The organism is Parendozoicomonas sp. 2304DJ65-17 (assembly GCF_058148445.1).
Genome location: NZ_JBYVJV010000002.1, coordinates 1 through 18,155, shown reverse-complemented (window position 1 = coordinate 18,155; position 18,155 = coordinate 1). Strand labels below are relative to the sequence as shown.

General features: G+C 50.2%; 13 protein-coding genes, 4 tRNA genes and 2 rRNA genes. 1 reads left to right on the top strand and 18 read right to left on the bottom strand.

Going from position 1 to position 18,155, the window contains the following annotated elements; translation table 11 throughout:
• Positions 1–27: 27 nt before the first annotated feature.
• The 16 genes from rpoC to birA form a co-directional block, all read right to left on the bottom strand.
• Positions 28–4,224, bottom strand: coding sequence for a DNA-directed RNA polymerase subunit beta' (gene rpoC / locus ACY2RR_RS05070; protein ID WP_490107065.1), 4,197 nt, complete (start codon positions 4,222–4,224; stop codon positions 28–30).
• A gap of 70 nt (positions 4,225–4,294) precedes the next feature.
• Positions 4,295–8,386, bottom strand: a complete 4,092-nt coding sequence (gene rpoB, locus ACY2RR_RS05065) for a DNA-directed RNA polymerase subunit beta (protein WP_490107064.1) — start codon at positions 8,384–8,386, stop codon at positions 4,295–4,297.
• Positions 8,387–8,997: 611 nt separating this feature from the next.
• The gene (rplL, locus tag ACY2RR_RS05060; protein WP_490107063.1) at positions 8,998–9,372 is read right to left on the bottom strand and encodes a 50S ribosomal protein L7/L12; all 375 of its coding nucleotides are present in this window, start codon (positions 9,370–9,372) and stop codon (positions 8,998–9,000) included.
• 94 nt (positions 9,373–9,466) lie between these two features.
• A complete protein-coding gene (rplJ, locus tag ACY2RR_RS05055; protein WP_281648550.1) occupies positions 9,467–9,997 on the bottom strand; it encodes a 50S ribosomal protein L10 in 531 nt (176 codons plus the stop codon).
• Between the two features lie 292 nt (positions 9,998–10,289).
• Positions 10,290–10,985, bottom strand: a complete 696-nt coding sequence (rplA, locus tag ACY2RR_RS05050) for a 50S ribosomal protein L1 (protein ID WP_490107062.1) — start codon at positions 10,983–10,985, stop codon at positions 10,290–10,292.
• Position 10,986: 1 nt separating this feature from the next.
• Complete coding sequence (gene rplK / locus ACY2RR_RS05045; RefSeq protein ID WP_490107061.1) at positions 10,987–11,418, bottom strand: 50S ribosomal protein L11; 432 nt, start codon at positions 11,416–11,418, stop codon at positions 10,987–10,989.
• 171 nt (positions 11,419–11,589) lie between these two features.
• Entirely contained in the window at positions 11,590–12,123 is a 534-nt protein-coding gene (gene nusG / locus ACY2RR_RS05040; protein ID WP_490107060.1) for a transcription termination/antitermination protein NusG, read from the bottom strand.
• Positions 12,124–12,132: 9 nt separating this feature from the next.
• On the bottom strand, positions 12,133–12,504 hold the full coding sequence (secE, locus tag ACY2RR_RS05035; RefSeq protein WP_490107059.1) for a preprotein translocase subunit SecE: 372 nt from the start codon (positions 12,502–12,504) through the stop codon (positions 12,133–12,135).
• A 42-nt stretch (positions 12,505–12,546) separates the two neighbouring features.
• Positions 12,547–12,622, bottom strand: a tRNA-Trp gene (locus ACY2RR_RS05030).
• A 152-nt stretch (positions 12,623–12,774) separates the two neighbouring features.
• On the bottom strand, positions 12,775–13,998 hold the full coding sequence (tuf, locus tag ACY2RR_RS05025; protein WP_490107058.1) for an elongation factor Tu: 1,224 nt from the start codon (positions 13,996–13,998) through the stop codon (positions 12,775–12,777).
• Between the two features lie 90 nt (positions 13,999–14,088).
• A tRNA-Thr gene (locus ACY2RR_RS05020) sits at positions 14,089–14,164 on the bottom strand.
• Between the two features lie 14 nt (positions 14,165–14,178).
• Positions 14,179–14,252: transfer RNA gene (locus ACY2RR_RS05015), tRNA-Gly, on the bottom strand.
• A gap of 85 nt (positions 14,253–14,337) precedes the next feature.
• Positions 14,338–14,421 (bottom strand) — tRNA-Tyr (locus ACY2RR_RS05010).
• A 161-nt stretch (positions 14,422–14,582) separates the two neighbouring features.
• Positions 14,583–15,305 (bottom strand): SPOR domain-containing protein, encoded by a 723-nt coding sequence (locus ACY2RR_RS05005; RefSeq protein WP_490107057.1) that lies wholly within the window; start codon positions 15,303–15,305, stop codon positions 14,583–14,585.
• A gap of 5 nt (positions 15,306–15,310) precedes the next feature.
• Positions 15,311–16,054: a type III pantothenate kinase gene (locus ACY2RR_RS05000; protein ID WP_490107056.1), complete on the bottom strand. Its 744-nt coding sequence runs from the start codon at positions 16,052–16,054 to the stop codon at positions 15,311–15,313.
• Entirely contained in the window at positions 16,051–17,007 is a 957-nt protein-coding gene (birA, locus tag ACY2RR_RS04995; protein WP_490107055.1) for a bifunctional biotin--[acetyl-CoA-carboxylase] ligase/biotin operon repressor BirA, read from the bottom strand. The genes ACY2RR_RS05000 and birA overlap by 4 nt, the downstream gene beginning before the upstream one ends.
• Positions 17,008–17,069: 62 nt before the next feature.
• Between birA and ACY2RR_RS04990 the strand changes: the two genes are divergently transcribed.
• Positions 17,070–17,840: a DUF924 family protein gene (locus ACY2RR_RS04990; RefSeq protein ID WP_490107054.1), complete on the top strand. Its 771-nt coding sequence runs from the start codon at positions 17,070–17,072 to the stop codon at positions 17,838–17,840.
• Between the two features lie 80 nt (positions 17,841–17,920).
• On the opposite strand, the gene rrf (ACY2RR_RS04985) is transcribed toward ACY2RR_RS04990, so the two are convergent.
• Positions 17,921–18,036 (bottom strand): 5S ribosomal RNA (gene rrf / locus ACY2RR_RS04985).
• Positions 18,037–18,083: 47 nt separating this feature from the next.
• Positions 18,084–18,155 (bottom strand): 5S ribosomal RNA (gene rrf, locus ACY2RR_RS04980); the annotation flags it as partial.

Sequence of the window (18,155 nt, the reverse complement as noted above, 5' to 3'; positions counted from 1 at the left end):
TTTTTATCAGCCTATAACAGGGAACGCTTACGCGTCGCCCTGACTCAGAGCTTCAGACAGAGCCGCTTCAACATCGGAAGCAGAGATAGTCATCGTCTGTTCCTGATCGCGCTTGCGACGCTCTTCGTGGTAGGACAAACCGGTACCAGCCGGAATTAGACGACCCACAACAACGTTTTCCTTCAGGCCGCGCAGGTGGTCGGACTTGCCGGTTACCGCCGCTTCGGTCAGTACGCGGGTAGTTTCCTGGAAGGAAGCCGCGGAGATGAAGGATTCTGTTGCCAGAGATGCCTTGGTGATACCCAGCAGGATGCGCTCGTACTTCGCAGGGAAGCGATCGGTTGCGTCCATCTCATCGTTAACCTCGAGCACTTTCACGTACTCGATTTGCTCACCACGGATCAGGTCGGAGTCACCGGCATCGGTCACTTCTACCTTACGCAGCATCTGACGCAGGATAGTTTCAATGTGCTTGTCGTTAATCTTAACGCCCTGCAGCAAGTAAACTTCCTGAATCTCTTTAACGATGTACTCGGCCAGTGCAGTTACACCCAGCAGACGCAGAATGTCGTGAGGGTTGAACGGACCGTCAGAGATTACTTCACCCTTAACAACGTTCTCACCTTCGAACACGTTCAGCTGGCGCCACTTAGGAATCAGCTCCTCATAAGGATCGGAACCGTCGGTAGGTGTAATCACCAGACGCTTCTTACCCTTGGTTTCCTTACCGAAGGAAACGATACCGGAGGTTTCCGCAAGAATCGCAGGCTCTTTTGGCTTACGGGCTTCAAACAGGTCGGCCACTCGTGGCAGACCACCGGTGATATCCTTGTTACCGGAAGACTGCTGAGGCATACGGGCAACAATCGCACCGATCTCAACATTCTCGCCGTCTTTCAGGCTCACCAGAGCGTTCGCAGGCAGGAAGTACTGAGCAGGTGTGCTGGTGTTAGGCAGCATCAGCTCGTTACCGCTTTCATCCAGCAGTTCGATGGCAGGACGGATATCCTTACCAGCCGCAGGGCGGTCAGTCGGGTTAATCACCTCAATGCTGGACAGACCAGTGATCTCATCGGTCTGAGTCTTGATGGTGATACCTTCTTCCATTCCGATGAAGCGTACCTTACCAGCGATTTCAGTCACGATTGGGTGAGTATGTGGATCCCACTTCGCAACAATCGCACCCGCCTGAACAGCATCGCCATCCTTAACAGACAGAACAGTACCGTATGGCAGCTTGTAGCGCTCACGCTCGCGACCGAATTCATCTGCCAGAGCCAGCTGACCGGAACGGGATACAGCAACCAGGTTGCCATCCTTACGCTCAACAGTCTTGATGTTAGTCAGACGGATAGAACCCTTGGCCTTCACAGTGATGTTATCCTGTGCAGCCGCACGGGATGCAGCACCACCGATGTGGAAGGTACGCATCGTCAGCTGGGTACCAGGCTCACCGATAGACTGAGCAGCGATAACACCAACAGCTTCACCAGGGTTAACGATGTGTCCGCGACCCAGGTCACGACCGTAACAGCTGGCACATACACCATGACGGGTTTCACAGGAGATAGAGGAGCGAACTAGCATTTCATCTACGTTCAGCTCTTCAAGACGCTTAACCCACTTCTCGTCAATCAGAGTGCCTGCATTGACAGCAATGTTGTCGGTACCAGGTACATAAACATCCTCTGCAACCACACGGCCCAGAATACGTTCACCCAGATCCTGTACAACCTCACCACCTTCGATAACCGGAGTCAGCAGCAGACCCTTAGTGGTGCCACAGTCATGCTCGGTTACAACCAGATCCTGTGCCACATCTACCAGACGACGAGTCAGGTAACCGGAGTTTGCAGTCTTAAGTGCGGTATCCGCCAGACCCTTACGAGCTCCGTGAGTCGAGTTAAAGTACTGCAGTACGCTCAGACCTTCACGGAAGTTCGCAGTGATTGGCGTCTCGATGATGGAGCCGTCTGGCTTGGCCATCAGACCACGCATACCAGCCAGCTGACGAATCTGTGCTGCGGAACCCCGCGCACCGGAGTCGGCCATCATGTAAACGCTATTGAAGGATTCCTGCTCTTCCTCTTCGCCATCACGGTTGATAACGAGATCAGTTTTCAGGTTGTCCATCATGCGCTTAGCCAACACTTCGTTGGCACGAGACCATATATCGATAACCTTGTTGTACTTTTCGCCCTGGGTTACCAGACCGGAAGCAAACTGGTTTTCGATTTCGCGTACTTCGTTGTAAGCCTCATCGATGATCTGGCCTTTTTCAGCCGGGATAACGAAGTCGTTAACACCGATAGACGCACCGGAGATGGTGGCGTAGCTGAAGCCCATGTACATCATTTGGTCAGCGAAGATAACAGTTTCTTTCAGACCAACGTTACGGTAACAGGCGTTCAGCAGGCGAGAGATCGCCTTCTTCTTCATTGCCTGGTTAACCAGATCAAATGGAAGGCCGTCAGGTACGATTTCCCACAGCAGTACACGGCCTACAGTTGTTTCAGCCAGGAACTTGCGAGTGTGCAGCTCACCCTCTTCATCCTTAACGGTTTCAGAGATACGAACCTTAACGCGGGCATGCAGATCGGCAGCGCCGGTGCGGTAAGCACGCAGGGCTTCACTGATGTCCTTGAATGCCAGCCCCTCACCCTTTGCATTGATGCGATCACGGGTGATGTAGTACAGACCCAGTACAACGTCCTGAGAAGGAACGATGATAGGTTCGCCGTTCGCAGGTGCCAGGATGTTGTTGGTAGACATCATCAGGGCACGGGCTTCGAGCTGGGCTTCCAGAGTCAGGGGTACGTGTACCGCCATCTGGTCACCGTCGAAGTCAGCGTTGTAAGCCGCACACACCAGAGGGTGCAGTTGGATGGCTTTACCTTCGATCAGTACTGGTTCGAACGCCTGGATACCGAGACGGTGCAGAGTAGGTGCACGGTTCAGCATAACCGGGTGTTCGCGGATAACCTCGTCGAGGATATCCCATACGATTGGCTCTTCACGCTCAACCATCTTCTTGGCAGCTTTAATAGTGGTCGCCTGACCACGGGTTTCCAGCTTGCCGAAGATGAAAGGCTTGAACAGTTCCAGTGCCATCTTCTTAGGAAGACCACACTGATGCAGGCGCAAGGTTGGGCCTACGGTAATTACGGAACGACCGGAGTAGTCAACACGCTTACCCAGAAGGTTCTGACGGAAACGACCCTGCTTACCCTTGATCATATCGGCCAGGGACTTCAGAGGACGCTTGTTGGAACCAGTGATCGCTCGACCACGACGACCGTTATCCAGCAGGGCGTCAACAGACTCCTGCAGCATACGCTTTTCGTTGCGGACGATGATGTCAGGAGCGTTCAGCTCGAGCAGACGCTTCAGACGGTTGTTACGGTTGATAACCCGACGGTACAGATCGTTCAGGTCGGACGTTGCAAAACGGCCGCCATCCAGAGGTACCAGAGGACGCAGATCTGGCGGCAGAACCGGCAGAACGGTCATGATCATCCACTCAGGCTTGTTGCCGGAATGGAAGAAAGCTTCAAGCAGCTTCAGGCGCTTGGTCAGCTTCTTGATCTTGGTTTCGGAATTAGTCTGCGGAATTTCTTCACGCAGCTGATCGATCTCTTCTTTAAGTTCGATATCGCCCAGCAGATGCTGAACAGCTTCGGCACCCATGCGGGCGTCAAAGTCATCACCGAATTCTTCCAGAGCTTCGTAGTATTCTTCGTCGTTCAGCAGCTGACTGCGATCCAGAGTAGTCATACCTGGATCGATAACTACATAGGATTCGAAGTACAGAACACGCTCGATATCACGCAGAGTCATATCAAGCAGCAGGCCGATACGGGACGGCAGAGATTTCAGGAACCAGATGTGGGCAACAGGTGCTGCCAGTTCGATGTGCCCCATACGCTCACGACGAACTTTAGCCAGTGCGACTTCAACGCCACACTTTTCACAAATAACACCACGATGCTTGAGACGCTTGTACTTTCCGCACAGGCACTCGTAATCTTTTACCGGGCCAAAAATCTTGGCACAGAACAGACCGTCACGCTCAGGCTTGAACGTACGGTAGTTAATGGTCTCTGGTTTTCTAACTTCACCATAAGACCAGGAGCGCACCATCTCGGGGCTCGCCAGGGAGATGCGAATGGAATCGAATTCTTCCGTCTGTCCCTGGGATTTAAGCAGATTGAGTAAGTCTTTCATCGCTTCTCCTCGCAGAAGCCGGCGGGTAGAAAACTACCCGCCGAATTTAACCCTATAGCCATTAATCTCGTTAGAAACCCGTACTTTCGGATTCCAGTTCAAGATCAATACCCAGAGAACGGATTTCCTTCACCAATACGTTGAAGGACTCGGGCATGCCAGGTTCCATACGATGGTCACCGTCGACGATGTTCTTATACATCTTGGTACGACCGGCAACGTCATCGGACTTAACCGTGAGCATTTCCTGCAGTGTGTAAGCGGCACCGTATGCTTCCAGTGCCCACACTTCCATCTCACCAAATCTCTGGCCACCAAACTGAGCTTTACCGCCCAGAGGCTGCTGGGTTACCAGGGAATAGGAACCAGTAGAACGCGCGTGCATCTTGTCGTCTACCAGGTGGTTCAGCTTCAGCATGTACATGTAGCCAACAGTTACCGGACGCTCGAAGCGATCACCGGTACGGCCGTCGTACAGAGAAACTTGACCACTGTCATCCAGATCTGCCAGACGCAGCAGAGCCTTGATTTCAGCCTCTTTGGCACCGTCGAATACGGCGGTAGCCATGGGCACGCCCTTGCACAGGTTGCGAGCAAGATCCATCACTTCCTGATCAGAGAAGGAATCGATGTCTTCTTTGTTCTTACCTGCACCTACAACGTTGTAGATTTCGTTCAGGAACTTGCGAATCTTCGCAATCGCCTGCTGGGACCGAACCATTTCATTGATCTTATGGCCCAGACCGCGTGCCGCAGCACCCAGGTGAGTTTCCAGAACCTGTCCAACGTTCATACGGGACGGTACACCCAGAGGGTTCAGTACGATATCCACAGGATTACCAAACTCATCGTGCGGCATATCTTCTACCGGCATGATGATGGAGATAACACCCTTGTTACCGTGACGACCCGCCATCTTGTCACCAGGCTGAATGCGACGCTTGATAGCCAGGTAAACCTTGACGATCTTCAGTACGCCAGGCGCCATGTCATCGCCAGTCTGCAGTTTCTTCTTCTTGTCTTCGAAGCGCTCGTCCAGCTGTGCACGCAGCTCAGTCAACTGCTTCTGTGCCGCTTCCAGCTGGCTGTTCAGCTCTTCCTCAGACATTACCAGACGGAACCACTGATCGTGTTCCAGACTGTTGAGGTAATCTGCAGTCAGGGTGTCACCCTTCTGGAGACCTGGACCACGATCAACCTTCTGGCCTTCAATAGAAGACATCAGACGGGCAAAGGTATCGCCTTCTACGATACGGAACTCTTCGTTCAGGTCTTTACGGATCTCGTCCAGCTGGCTCTTCTCGATAGACAGTGCGCGAGTATCTTTCTCTACGCCGTCACGAGTGAACACCTGAACATCGATAACCGTACCCTTAACGGAAGTCGGTACACGCAGGGAGGTGTCTTTAACGTCAGAGGCTTTTTCACCAAAGATCGCACGCAGCAGCTTTTCCTCTGGAGTCAGCTGGGTTTCACCCTTAGGCGTTACCTTACCAACCAGAATGTCGCCTGCCTCTACTTCAGCACCCACGTAAACAATACCGGCTTCATCCAGTTTGTTCAGGGCGGATTCACCAACGTTAGGAATATCGGAAGTAACTTCCTCAGAGCCCAGTTTGGTGTCACGAGCCACACAGGTCAGTTCCTGAATGTGGATGGTGGTGAAGCGATCTTCCTGAACCACACGCTCAGATACGAGCATGGAGTCCTCAAAGTTGTAACCGTTCCAGGGCATAAACGCGATGCGCATATTCTGACCCAGAGCCAGTTCACCCATATCAACGGAAGGACCGTCAGCCAGAATGTCGCCACGCTGGACAACTTCGCCAGCCTTAACCAGAGGACGCTGGTTAATGCAGGTGTTCTGGTTAGAACGGGTGTACTTAGTCATGCTGTACAGGTCAACACCGGCTTCGCCTGGCTGAACTTCAGCATCATGTACACGGATAACGATACGGCCAGCGTCTACGGACTCGATGATACCGCCACGACGTGCAACCACACATACGCCGGAGTCACGAGCTACGTTACGCTCCATACCGGTACCAACCAGTGGCTTGTCAGCACGCAGGGTAGGTACAGCCTGACGTTGCATGTTGGATCCCATCAATGCGCGGTTCGCGTCATCGTGTTCCAGGAATGGAATTAGGGATGCTGCAACAGATACAACCTGACGGGGAGAAACGTCCATGTACTGAACATTTTCCGGAGGAGTCAGGGTTACTTCGTTACGGTGACGTACGTTAACCAGTTCTTCGGTCAACTCACGCTTTTCGTTCATTGTCGCGGAAGCCTGAGCGATTACGAACTCGCCCTCTTCAATCGCAGACAGGTAATCGATCTCGTCAGTAACCTTGCCGTCAATAACCTTACGATATGGAGACTCGAGGAAACCATATGGGTTAGTGCGGGCATAAGTTGCCAGAGAGTTGATCAGACCGATGTTTGGACCTTCAGGAGTTTCGATAGGACATACGCGACCATAGTGGGTCGGGTGTACGTCTCGAACCTCAAAGCCGGCACGCTCACGGGTCAGACCACCAGGGCCTAAGGCAGATACACGACGCTTGTGTGTAACCTCAGACAGCGGGTTGTTCTGATCCATAAACTGGGACAGCTGACTGGAACCAAAGAATTCCTTAACAGCAGCTGCAACAGGCTTGGCATTGATCAGATCCTGAGGCATCAGGCCTTCGGACTCTGCCATAGACAGACGTTCTTTAACAGCACGCTCTACACGAACCAGACCTACACGGAACTGGTTTTCTGCCATTTCACCAACAGAACGAACACGACGGTTACCCAGGTGATCGATATCGTCACAAACACCTTTACCGTTGCGTATATCAACCAGAGTTCTCATGACATCGATGATGTCTTGGTTGTCCATGATGCCGGAGCCAGTATCGCTTTCACGACCCAGACGACGGTTGAACTTCATGCGACCAACGGCAGACAGGTCGTAACGCTCGGCAGTGAAGAACAGGTTCTGGAACAGCTGTTCTGCAGCATCCTTAGTAGGTGGCTCGCCAGGACGCATCATACGGTAGATTTCTACCAGAGCTTCCATTGCGTTGGTGGTGGTATCTGAACGCAGGGTATCGGAAACATAAGAACCGCAGTCCAGTTCATTGGTGTAAATAACACCAATGGACTTAATGCCAGCAGCCAGCAGCTTCTCATAGATTTCCATGGTCAGCTCGGTGTTACACTCAACCAGGATTTCACCTGTAGCGGAGTGGATAACCGGCTTGGCCAGCACTTTACCCAGAACATATTCTGGTGGTGCTTCCAGAGTGCTGATATTAGCTTTCTGCAGCTGACGAATGTGACGTGCAGTTACACGACGGCCTTGTTCTACAATGACATTGCCATCGTTGTCGCGGATGTCGAAGCTGGACGCTTCACCACGCAGACGCTCAGGTACCAGATCGAAAGTAACACCGTTACTGCCAATCTTGTATTCGTTGCTTTCAAAGAACAGATCAAGAATCTGTTCACTGCTGTAGCCCAAGGCACGCAGCAGGATAGTTGCCGGCAGCTTACGGCGGCGGTCGATACGCACAAAGAGAAGATCTTTGGGATCAAACTCAAAGTCCAGCCAGGAACCACGGTAAGGAATAACCCGCGCGGAATAAAGCAGCTTGCCGGAAGAGTGGGTTTTACCACGGTCATTATCAAAGAACACACCTGGAGAACGGTGCAGCTGGGATACAATCACCCGTTCGGTACCGTTAATCACAAAGGTGCCGTTGTCTGTCATGAGTGGAATTTCACCCATATAGACTTCTTGCTCTTTGATATCTTTAATCGCCTTGTTGGCGCTTTCTCTGTCATAGATAATCAGACGCACTTTGACGCGCAGAGGCACAGCGTAGGTTACCCCACGGAGCTGGCATTCCTTTACGTCAAAAGCCGGAGTACCCAAACGGTATCCGACGTATTCCAGTGCGGCATTGCCGGAATAGCTGACAATTGGGAACACGGACTTGAAAGCCGCGTGTAATCCTATATCGTTACGTCCCTCTGGGCCCGTATCGGTTTGCAAGAGCTTCCGATAGGAATCCAGCTGGATTGCCAGCAAATAGGGCACATCCATGACTTGCGGCAATTTGCCGAAATCCTTACGGATACGTTTTTTCTCTGTATACGAGTAAGCCATCAGCGTTCCCCAGCTAGGTCACCTGCGGATCTGTCGTGCGTGCCTGCATAGGCCACGACCTTTGTCTCGAGGGCGGGTAGCCTCTCATTCATTTTCCTGAGCCACAAAAGACCTGAAATCTCTCATGCTCACGAGCGGTGCTCCGGTAAACTTGGTTTGCCCGGCTCTCAGGCGAAACCTGGGAAAACACAGTATGTAGACAACACATCAATGACTTTTTTATTACGCAGAAAAGACCTCTTGCCCACCGGTACCCCGTTGAACATGAAGTCATCTTTTTCTGTCATAAAACCACTCGTAGTGATTGCAGCAAGTCGAGTGCCTACCCCTGTAATCCGTTTCCCCGGATTCTGAACCGTCAAACCAAGTTGACCAGAGCACAAATACTTTCAAACCAATTTTTCATTGGCTGCTCCCGTTACCAGGAACTTTTCCGCTATTACATCTTATTAAATTGCGGTAAACAACACATTTTAACAAGACTATCCAGAACTGCACGCATTTTACAAAAACAAAACACTGCAATCCTTATAACGGAAAAAGGCCGGTGCCAAAAGGCACCAGCCATTCGACTCATTATTCAATAAGTCTGAGGTAATGCAACGTAGAAATTACTTAACTTCTACAGTAGCACCAGCTTCTTCCAGCTGCTTCTTCAGCTCTTCAGCTTCGTCCTTGGACGCGCCTTCTTTAACTGGAGCAGGAGCACCGTCTACAACAGCCTTGGCTTCTTTCAGACCCAGGCCAGTAGCAGCACGTACTACCTTGATTACGTTAACTTTCTTGTCGCCAGCGCCAGTCAGGATTACGTCGAACTCAGTCTGTTCAGCGGCAGCAGCAGCTTCGCCAGCAGCAGCAGGAGCAGCAGCAACAGCAGCAGCAGCGGAAACACCGAACTTCTCTTCCATTGCTTCAACCAGTTCAACAACTTCCATTACGCTCATTTCAGCGATAGCGTTCAGGATATCTTCTTTGGACAGAGCCATTTCTCTTTCTCCAGAATTCTTCAGGGTAAAACCTGTTGCCTGTTTCCAGGCAAAAATAATTTAAAAACGATTAGATAAAAGCAGCTAATAAAAATTAAGCGGCTTTCTTCTTCTCGTCGGCAACAGCTGCCACTGCACGGGTGATCTTGCTTGGGAACTCGTTCAGAGTACGTACCAGCTTGGTCACAGGTGCAATCATTACGCTCATCAGCATCGCACGCGACTGATCCAGTGTTGGCATCTTAGCCAGGACGTCAATCTGCTCAGCGCCGAGCAGTTTGCCGCCAATGGAAAGAGCTTTCACTTCCAGTGCGTCATTTTCCTTAGCGAAATCTTTCAGGACACGGGCAGCAGCGCCCGGATCTTCCTGAGAGAAAGCCAGGATAGTAGGACCTACCAAAGCTTCTTGAATGCACTCATATTCAGTACCTTCAACAGCTTTACGGGCCAGAGTGTTACGTACGACCTTCAGGTAAACGCCATTTTTGCGAGCTTCGCTACGCAGGGCGGTCATCTGGTCAACAGTCAGGCCGCGGTAGTCCGCGATTACAGCCGACAGAGCGCTTTGGGCAGCCTCATTGACACCAGCGACAATCGCTTTTTTGTCTTCGAGACCTAACGCCATGGGGCTTTACTCCAGTTTGGTAAAGTGCTTAGTTCACCTGGATGCGCATTCTACGCAAATCCAAATGGACACTTAATACGGTGAAGGGCCAATTGTCAGACAATCGATTCACCGTCTACGCAGGAAATTAAGCAGTTCAGCCCTACAACATCGATTTACACCGAAAAGACTGTCTTGCACCTACGATCTTTGACAGTCCTCGAATGCGAGGACCCCAAAGATGGTTTGTGATTACGCAAACCCAAATGAGTTATGCGCAATCACGAGTTCTTTCAATCACACTTGAACGAAATTAGATGTTCAGAGTAGCGTGATCGATAGTCAGGCCAGGACCCATGGTAGAAGACAGAGAGATCTTCTTCAGGTATACGCCCTTGGCAGAAGCTGGCTTCAGCTTCTTCAGCTCAGCAATCAGAGCTTCAACGTTTGCCTGCAGAGCGGAGGCTTCGAAATCAACCTTACCAACGCTTGCGTGGATGATGCCGTTCTTGTCAGTACGGAAACGCACCTGACCGGACTTGGCATTCTTAACAGCAGCAGCAACGTTAGGAGTCACAGTGCCAACCTTAGGGTTAGGCATCAGGCCACGTGGACCCAGAATCTGACCCAGCTGACCAACAACACGCATTGCATCAGGAGAAGCAATAACAACGTCGAAGTTCATTTCGCCAGCTTTAACCTGAGCAGCCAGATCATCCATACCAACGATGTCTGCACCAGCTTCTTTAGCAGCTTCAGCGTTTGCGCCCTGAGTAAATACAGCAACACGAACGTCTTTACCAGTACCGCTAGGCATGATGGCGGAGCCACGAACTACCTGGTCGGATTTACGAGGATCAACACCCAAGTTCACGGCAACCTCAATAGATTCCTTGAACTTAACGGTGGACAGCTCGGACAGCAGCTTGGCAGCTTCTTCGAAGGAGTAAGCCTTACCAGCTTCAACCTTCTCAGCAATCATCTTTGCACGATTAGTCAGTTTTGCCATCTTAGATGCCCTCCACGTTCAGACCCATGGACCGGGCAGAACCGGCGATGGTGCGAATAGCAGCATCTTCGTCAGCTGCAGTCAGATCAGGTTCTTTGATCTTGGCTACTTCCAGCAGCTGTTCACGAGTAACAGTACCAACCTTTTCAGTGTTAGGACGGCCAGAACCCTTCTTCAGCTTGCAAACCTTCTTCAGCAGCACGGATGCTGGCGGAGTCTTGGTTTCGAAAGTGAAGCTACGATCACTGTAAACAGTGATGATAACTGGAATTGGCATACCAGCTTCCATGCTTTGAGTCTTAGCATTGAAAGCTTTACAGAATTCCATAATGTTAACACCATGCTGGCCCAGAGCTGGACCAACAGGTGGAGAAGGGTTTGCTTTACCAGCAGCAACCTGCAGCTTGATATAAGCCTGTACTTTTTTAGCCATGATTTACCTCATAAAGGGTTCTAACGCTTTGTCCGACAAGGCCAGACTCCGCTCCCCACGACCAGGGCGAACCCCGGATACCAAAAACCTCGCACAATGCACCACCACTTAACGCAGCAATACAATAGGACGAGGTTCGAAATTCCTTATCTAAACCTTATCGGTTTAAGATCAGCCTTTCTCTACCTGACCAAACTCAAGCTCGACAGGGGTAGAGCGACCAAAAATCATTACCGCAACTTTCAGGCGGCTTTTCTCGTAATTGACTTCTTCAACAGTACCGTTGAAGTCCGCAAACGGCCCATCAATTACACGAACCATTTCACCTGGCTCGAACAACGTCTTCGGACGAGGCTTATCGCCACCATCCTGAACGCGCTGAAGAATAACATCAGCTTCTTTTTGAGTGATTGGCATTGGTTTATCTGCCGTACCACCAATAAAACCAAGAACACGTGGCGTATCCTTAATCAGATGCCAGGAATCTTCTTCCATTTCCATCTGAACCAGAACGTACCCTGGAAAGAATTTGCGCTCGCTACGACGCTTCTGGCCGTTCTTGATTTCTACAATTTCTTCTGTAGGTACAAGAATCTCGCCAAACTTATCTTCCATGCCATACAGCTTGACGCGCTCAATCAAACTGCGCATCACCTGCTTCTCATATCCGGAATAGGCGTGGACGACGTACCAACGTTTAGCCATCTTCTGTCCTTATCTAATCAGGCTGCTAACGATCCAGCCTAGCAGACTATCCAGCCCCCACAAAACCAAACTCATAAACAGCACTACGAGAACTACAATAACAGTAGTTTGCACTGTTTCCTGACGTGTAGGCCATACAACCTTACGCACCTCAGCTTTGGCATCGCGAAGCAATCCCCAGAACGACTGCCCTTTCTCTGTCTGCATAGCAACAGCTATCGCTAAAACAGCAAGAACAACCAGCCCTATTGCGCGGTAAAGAACAGACTCACCGCCAAAATATACATTCCCGCCTGCTCCAGCAAGTACGAGAAGTGCCACTACCAGCCACTTAAAACCATCAAAGCGACTGACGCTTTCAACGTCCGTTTTACCACTCATCCAGAATTCTCAGCAGATCAGGAATTTATCCGGGAAGGAATCTGGCAGGCCATGAGAGAATCGAACTCCCAACCCCCGGTTTTGGAGACCGGTGCTCTACCAATTGAGCTAATGGCCTACTGCTTAAAGAAGCCTTATAGCTTAATAATCTTCACAGATTCTAGCCAGCTCCGGGTGGCGTACTATACACGATCCCGGAGCTAATTCAACCACCCAAAGCCTATCCAAATCAATCAAATAGGCTTTGAGCAAGCCAACCAAAGCGTCAGATTAAGCGATGATCTTGGCCACAACGCCGGCGCCAACAGTACGGCCACCTTCACGGATAGCGAAGCGCAGACCGTCTTCCATTGCGATTGGTGCAATCAGGGTAACAACCATCTGGATGTTATCGCCCGGCATTACCATCTCAACGCCTTCTGGCAGCTCTACGTTACCGGTTACGTCGGTAGTACGGAAGTAGAACTGAGGACGGTAGCCCTTGAAGAATGGAGTGTGACGACCACCCTCATCCTTGGACAGAACGTACACTTCGGATTCGAAGGTAGTGTGAGGAGTTACGGAACCAGGCTTAACCAGACACTGGCCACGCTCGATCTCTTCACGCTTAACACCACGCAGCAGGGCACCAACGTTCTCACCTGCACGACCTTCGTCGAGCAGCTTACGGAACATTTCAACACCAGTTACGGTAGTCTTGGTGGTGTCCTTGATGCCGATGATTTCAACTTCTTCACCAACCTTGATGATACCGCGCTCTACACGACCGGTAACAACGGTACCACGACCAGCGATGGAGAATACGTCTTCGATTGGCAGCAGGAATGGCTGATCGATAGCACGCTCTGGCTCTGGGATGTAAGTATCCAGAGTTTCAACCAGCTTCTTAACAGCGGAAGTACCCAGTTCGTTGTCGTCTTCGCCGTTCAGGGCCATCAGAGCGGAACCAGCGATGATTGGAGTGTCGTCGCCTGGGAACTCGTAAGTGTCCAGCAGCTCACGCAGTTCCATTTCAACCAGCTCCAGCATCTCAGCGTATTCTTCAGAATCAACGCCGCCACAGTCTTCAGCCAGCAGGTCTGCCTTGTTCAGGAAGACAACGATCTTAGGTACACCAACCTGACGAGACAGCAGGATGTGCTCACGAGTCTGAGGCATAGGGCCGTCAGTCGCGCCACAAACCAGGATAGCGCCGTCCATCTGAGCAGCACCGGTGATCATGTTCTTAACGTAGTCAGCGTGTCCTGGGCAGTCTACGTGTGCGTAGTGACGATCGTTGGAATCGTACTCTACGTGCGCAGTAGAGATGGTGATACCACGCTCACGCTCTTCAGGAGCGTTATCGATCTGATCGAAAGCCTTCATTTCGCCACCGAATACTTCGGCACATACGCGAGTCAGGGCTGCAGTCAGAGTAGTTTTACCGTGGTCAACGTGACCGATGGTGCCGACGTTTACGTGCGGCTTCGTACGTTCAAACTTTTCCTTAGCCATTACGCTCTCCGCTTTAAGGCTTTCAAGATCTGCGCAACACGCGCACATACGCAAACAGGGCAGACGCAAAACGTCTACCCCGTAAAATTATGGAGCTCTTAACCGGATTTGAACCGGTGACCTCATCCTTACCAAGGATGCGCTCTACCAACTGAGCTATAAGAGCCGCATTTAAGCGATTGGAGCGGGTAGCGGGAATCGAACCCGCATCATCAGCTTGGAAGGCTGAGGTTCTACCGTTGAACTATACCCGCTTACAAACCCTTTAAATTGAGCAGAAAACAAGCAAGCTCAAACTGGGCCGCTCTTCAAGACTACAGCATTTGAGCCTTGTAAAGATGGTGGTGGGGGCTGGATTCGAACCAGCGAAGCTTTCGCGTCAGATTTACAGTCTGATCCCTTTGGCCGCTCGGGAACCCCACCTGATTTGCGCTGCCATTTTATCTTGAGGCTTTTCGATGTCAAGTGAAGATTTTCTTCTCTTTTCAAACGCTTAGACAACTTGTTCGCTTTTATTAAAAGCTTCGTTAATCATCTGTCGTTTGCGACACCGCCTCATCAGCGCGAGGCGCATTCTATTGAAACTATTCAGGGGTTGCAACACCGGTGTCACACAAATTGTCGTGTTTCTCGGCAAACCCGTACCTTTCCTGAATAGAACTCCATAGCGCGTTGCTGAGCAACTCCCGATCAGCCTTTCTTATTTCCACCCAGTATTCAAAACGATAGCGAGCCAATTCTTTCATTTCAACGTTATAACCATTGGCAAGCTGACGATCACGCAATTGAACGGCCAATTTTTCTCGCGTGAACAAACCAAGGGAGATTCCGTTAGTTAATTCACCCTCTGTAATAATGAAGCTATCAATCTTGCCAGCCTGCAATTCTTTTAATTTGCGAATGGCAGCACTACGATTTGGAAGTGGTGGAATGTAAACCCAGTAATCAGGAGCAGTGGGGACTTTCACCTGCCGAATCTCACTACCAATTGATGCGGCCATCAATCGTTGCTGGACTTGCCCAGCAGTATCCCGAGCCCGAAATGCGCCGATCTGAGTACAAAGCGATGTCTGAACCCTGAGGGATGAACCATCATCACCTCCCACCATTCGCACAACTCGTTTTGCACTCCCTTCTGCTATGGCTTCCGAGAGCAACTGTATTGACTCTGCATCATCAAAAGATGTCTGTCCCACTACACCTTCAGGAACAGCAGGTGCAGGTTGATCACCACTAAAAACCAGCCTGTAAGCAAAGTAGCCAACATTCAATACAACCAGCACAGCGAACAACCAACGCTTCTTCATTCTATTTATAAGTCCTTAGCGGGTAAGGCAATCGCCAACCCATCAAATACAAGTTCCGGACGATAATCTACCGAAATCGTCAGATTTTCAGCCAGCAAGGCAGCATCACCACCACATAAAATCACACGAATATCGCCATCAAAGCGCTCATATTCCTTTTCGATGAATGCTGCAGCCATGCTTAAGGCTCCATTCTGTATTGCCTGGATACTTGGGAAGGCAGATATACGACGAAACTCCGGAACCTCTGGCATAACCAGCAAATCTGTCGAATCCGTCATAGCCCTTAGCATTGTGTTTAAACCTGGGCAGATAAAACCTCCCTGAAAAACACCTTCTGCATCCACAATATCCAGCGTCAACGCTGTACCCGCATCAACAATCATTACAGCCCGGCTCGGATACAACCCCTTTGCACCCAACATAGCCAACCAACGATCACGGCCTAAGCGTAAAGGGTCAACTCCGCCAACAGTTAACCCGCCTACTCCAGAGGCAGGTTTTGGCAGTTGAGGCTGAATAGACAAGATCTCGAATACTTTCTGGCAAACCTCATCAATCACTTCCCGAGAACGAACAGACGACAAACGACAGACATCGACAGCACTGCCACCAATCTGCTTTTGAAGCTCCTCCACCATAACTTCTGCAGACTGATTAATTACAGCGCCATATATGGGTTCCTGAGCATTCATCTGCCAGCGCCACTTAAGCCTTGTATTACCCGCATCGATATCAAGAACATTCATAACTTTCGAAGAGAAATCTCTCCTCCGGCGTAAGATGAAGTGCCAGCATCATTTTTTATTAAAACCGCACCAGAGTCATTAACACCCGCCGCTATACCAGTAATCGTATTCGCCCCAACATATAACGCCACGGGCTGCCCGGCAAAAGCATCATACTGAGACCACTGCTCTCTATATGGCGCAAACCCATACCCCTGAAATGTAGAAAGCATGCTGGAGAGATTGGCAATCAGGCGCCCGGCAATCTTATTTTTACTAATATTCATTCCTGCCGCTGTTTTCACATCAGTAACAGGCTGATCTATTTTCTTCTTCTGTTCCGGCCCAAGAGCCAGATTGATACCAACCCCTATCACCACCTCACAGGAGCCGGTAGGGTCGCCACTAATTTCCAGCAACACTCCTGCCAGTTTACGTCCATTCATTAAAACATCATTTGGCCACTTTAGCGTTAGCCCAGGGACCCCGGAAGACTCCAGAGTTTTCAGCACCGTCAAACCAACCGCGAGGCTTAGCCCTTCCATTGCTGCGAGACCACTCTCAACATTCCACAACATGGAAAAATACAGAGAGGCTCCAAATGGGCTCTGCCAGACACGCCCCCTGCGGCCACGACCGCCACTCTGATACTCGGCCATACATACGCGCCAGCGAGCATCACTTTCAACAGTACGAACATCATCATTTGTTGAAGATGTCAGCATGCGAAGCTCTATGGCGACATCATCTTTAATTTTGTCTGGTATTTCTTTATCGATTTTTGAGCGATCAAGAAGCTCAACACCGCTGGGGAGACGGTACCCCTTCCCTCTGACCGCATCCAACTCCAGCCCCAAATCAGAGAGAGCCTTCAGTTTTTTCCATACAGCGGCACGACTTACCCCCAACACAGAGCCAAGCTCTTCCCCAGAGTGAAAGCGTCCATCCCCAAGCAGTCTGATTAGATTTTCCATACAGCGGCATCTACACCTATTGAATGCCAGATAATATAGTGACAACTTCAGAGAAAACAGCAATGAATGAGAATTGCCAGGCTTCTGAAACAACAAGAAAAAACCAGCCAAATCGAATAAAGGCAGATGTAGCAGTAACTAATTTCAGAACAAAGCATTCCAAAGCCCTGCTTTATTTGATGGGCTATCTGTTATTGATCCTGCCAAATGGAGATATCACAGCCATGACAACTAAATCCTACGAAGGTGTTTTGTTTTTTTGGTTTGGAGAACAGGTAGAAGGTTACCCAATAGAGGATAAAGGTGCACTCTGGTTCCAGGGAGGCAGAGAAACAGACACTCAAATTCAAAAGCAGTTTGGCCATCTTGTAGAGCAAGCCCTCAATCAAGAACTCACAAACTGGGAGCAAACAGCCCGTGGACAGCTAGCACTTATTATTCTTTTGGATCAAATGACCCGGAGCATTTACAGAAAAACGCCCCAAGCTTTTTCAGGCGACAGCTACGCCTTACAGCTAACCCATGAGAGCATTAAAAAAGGCTGGGATAAACAGCTCAGTTTTTCAGAGCGCCCCTTCCTTTATATGCCACTCATGCACTCTGAAAACCTGGAAGACCAGGACTTGTGTATTGAAATGCTCACAATACTCCAAAGCGAAGTACCCGATAGCAGAAAAGAAGAAGCTGGTCGATCTATCTGGTTTGCCAAGGACCACAAAGAGTTGATTACTCGCTTCAGTCGCTTCCCCCACCGCAATAAGGCACTTGGCAGAGAAAGCACACCAGAAGAGCAAGCCTACCTTGAAGAGGGCGCCAACTCTTACGGCCAATAAAACAGAATACGATCGAGCAAAGAATACTAGGCAATGAAAAAAGCCCTGAATGCTATGCAATCAGGGCTTTTTAATTTAAAGCTTGACGGTGACCTACTCTCACATGGGGAAACCCCACACTACCATCGGCGATACTTCGTTTCACTGCTGAGTTCGGGATGGAATCAGGTGGTTCCAAAGCTCTTTTGCCGTCAAGCAAAACTGTTGAATACAAGACAATCAGTCTTACATTCTAAATTTAAAGCCTGGCGATGACCTACTCTCACATGGGGAAACCCCACACTACCATCGGCGATACTTCGTTTCACTACTGAG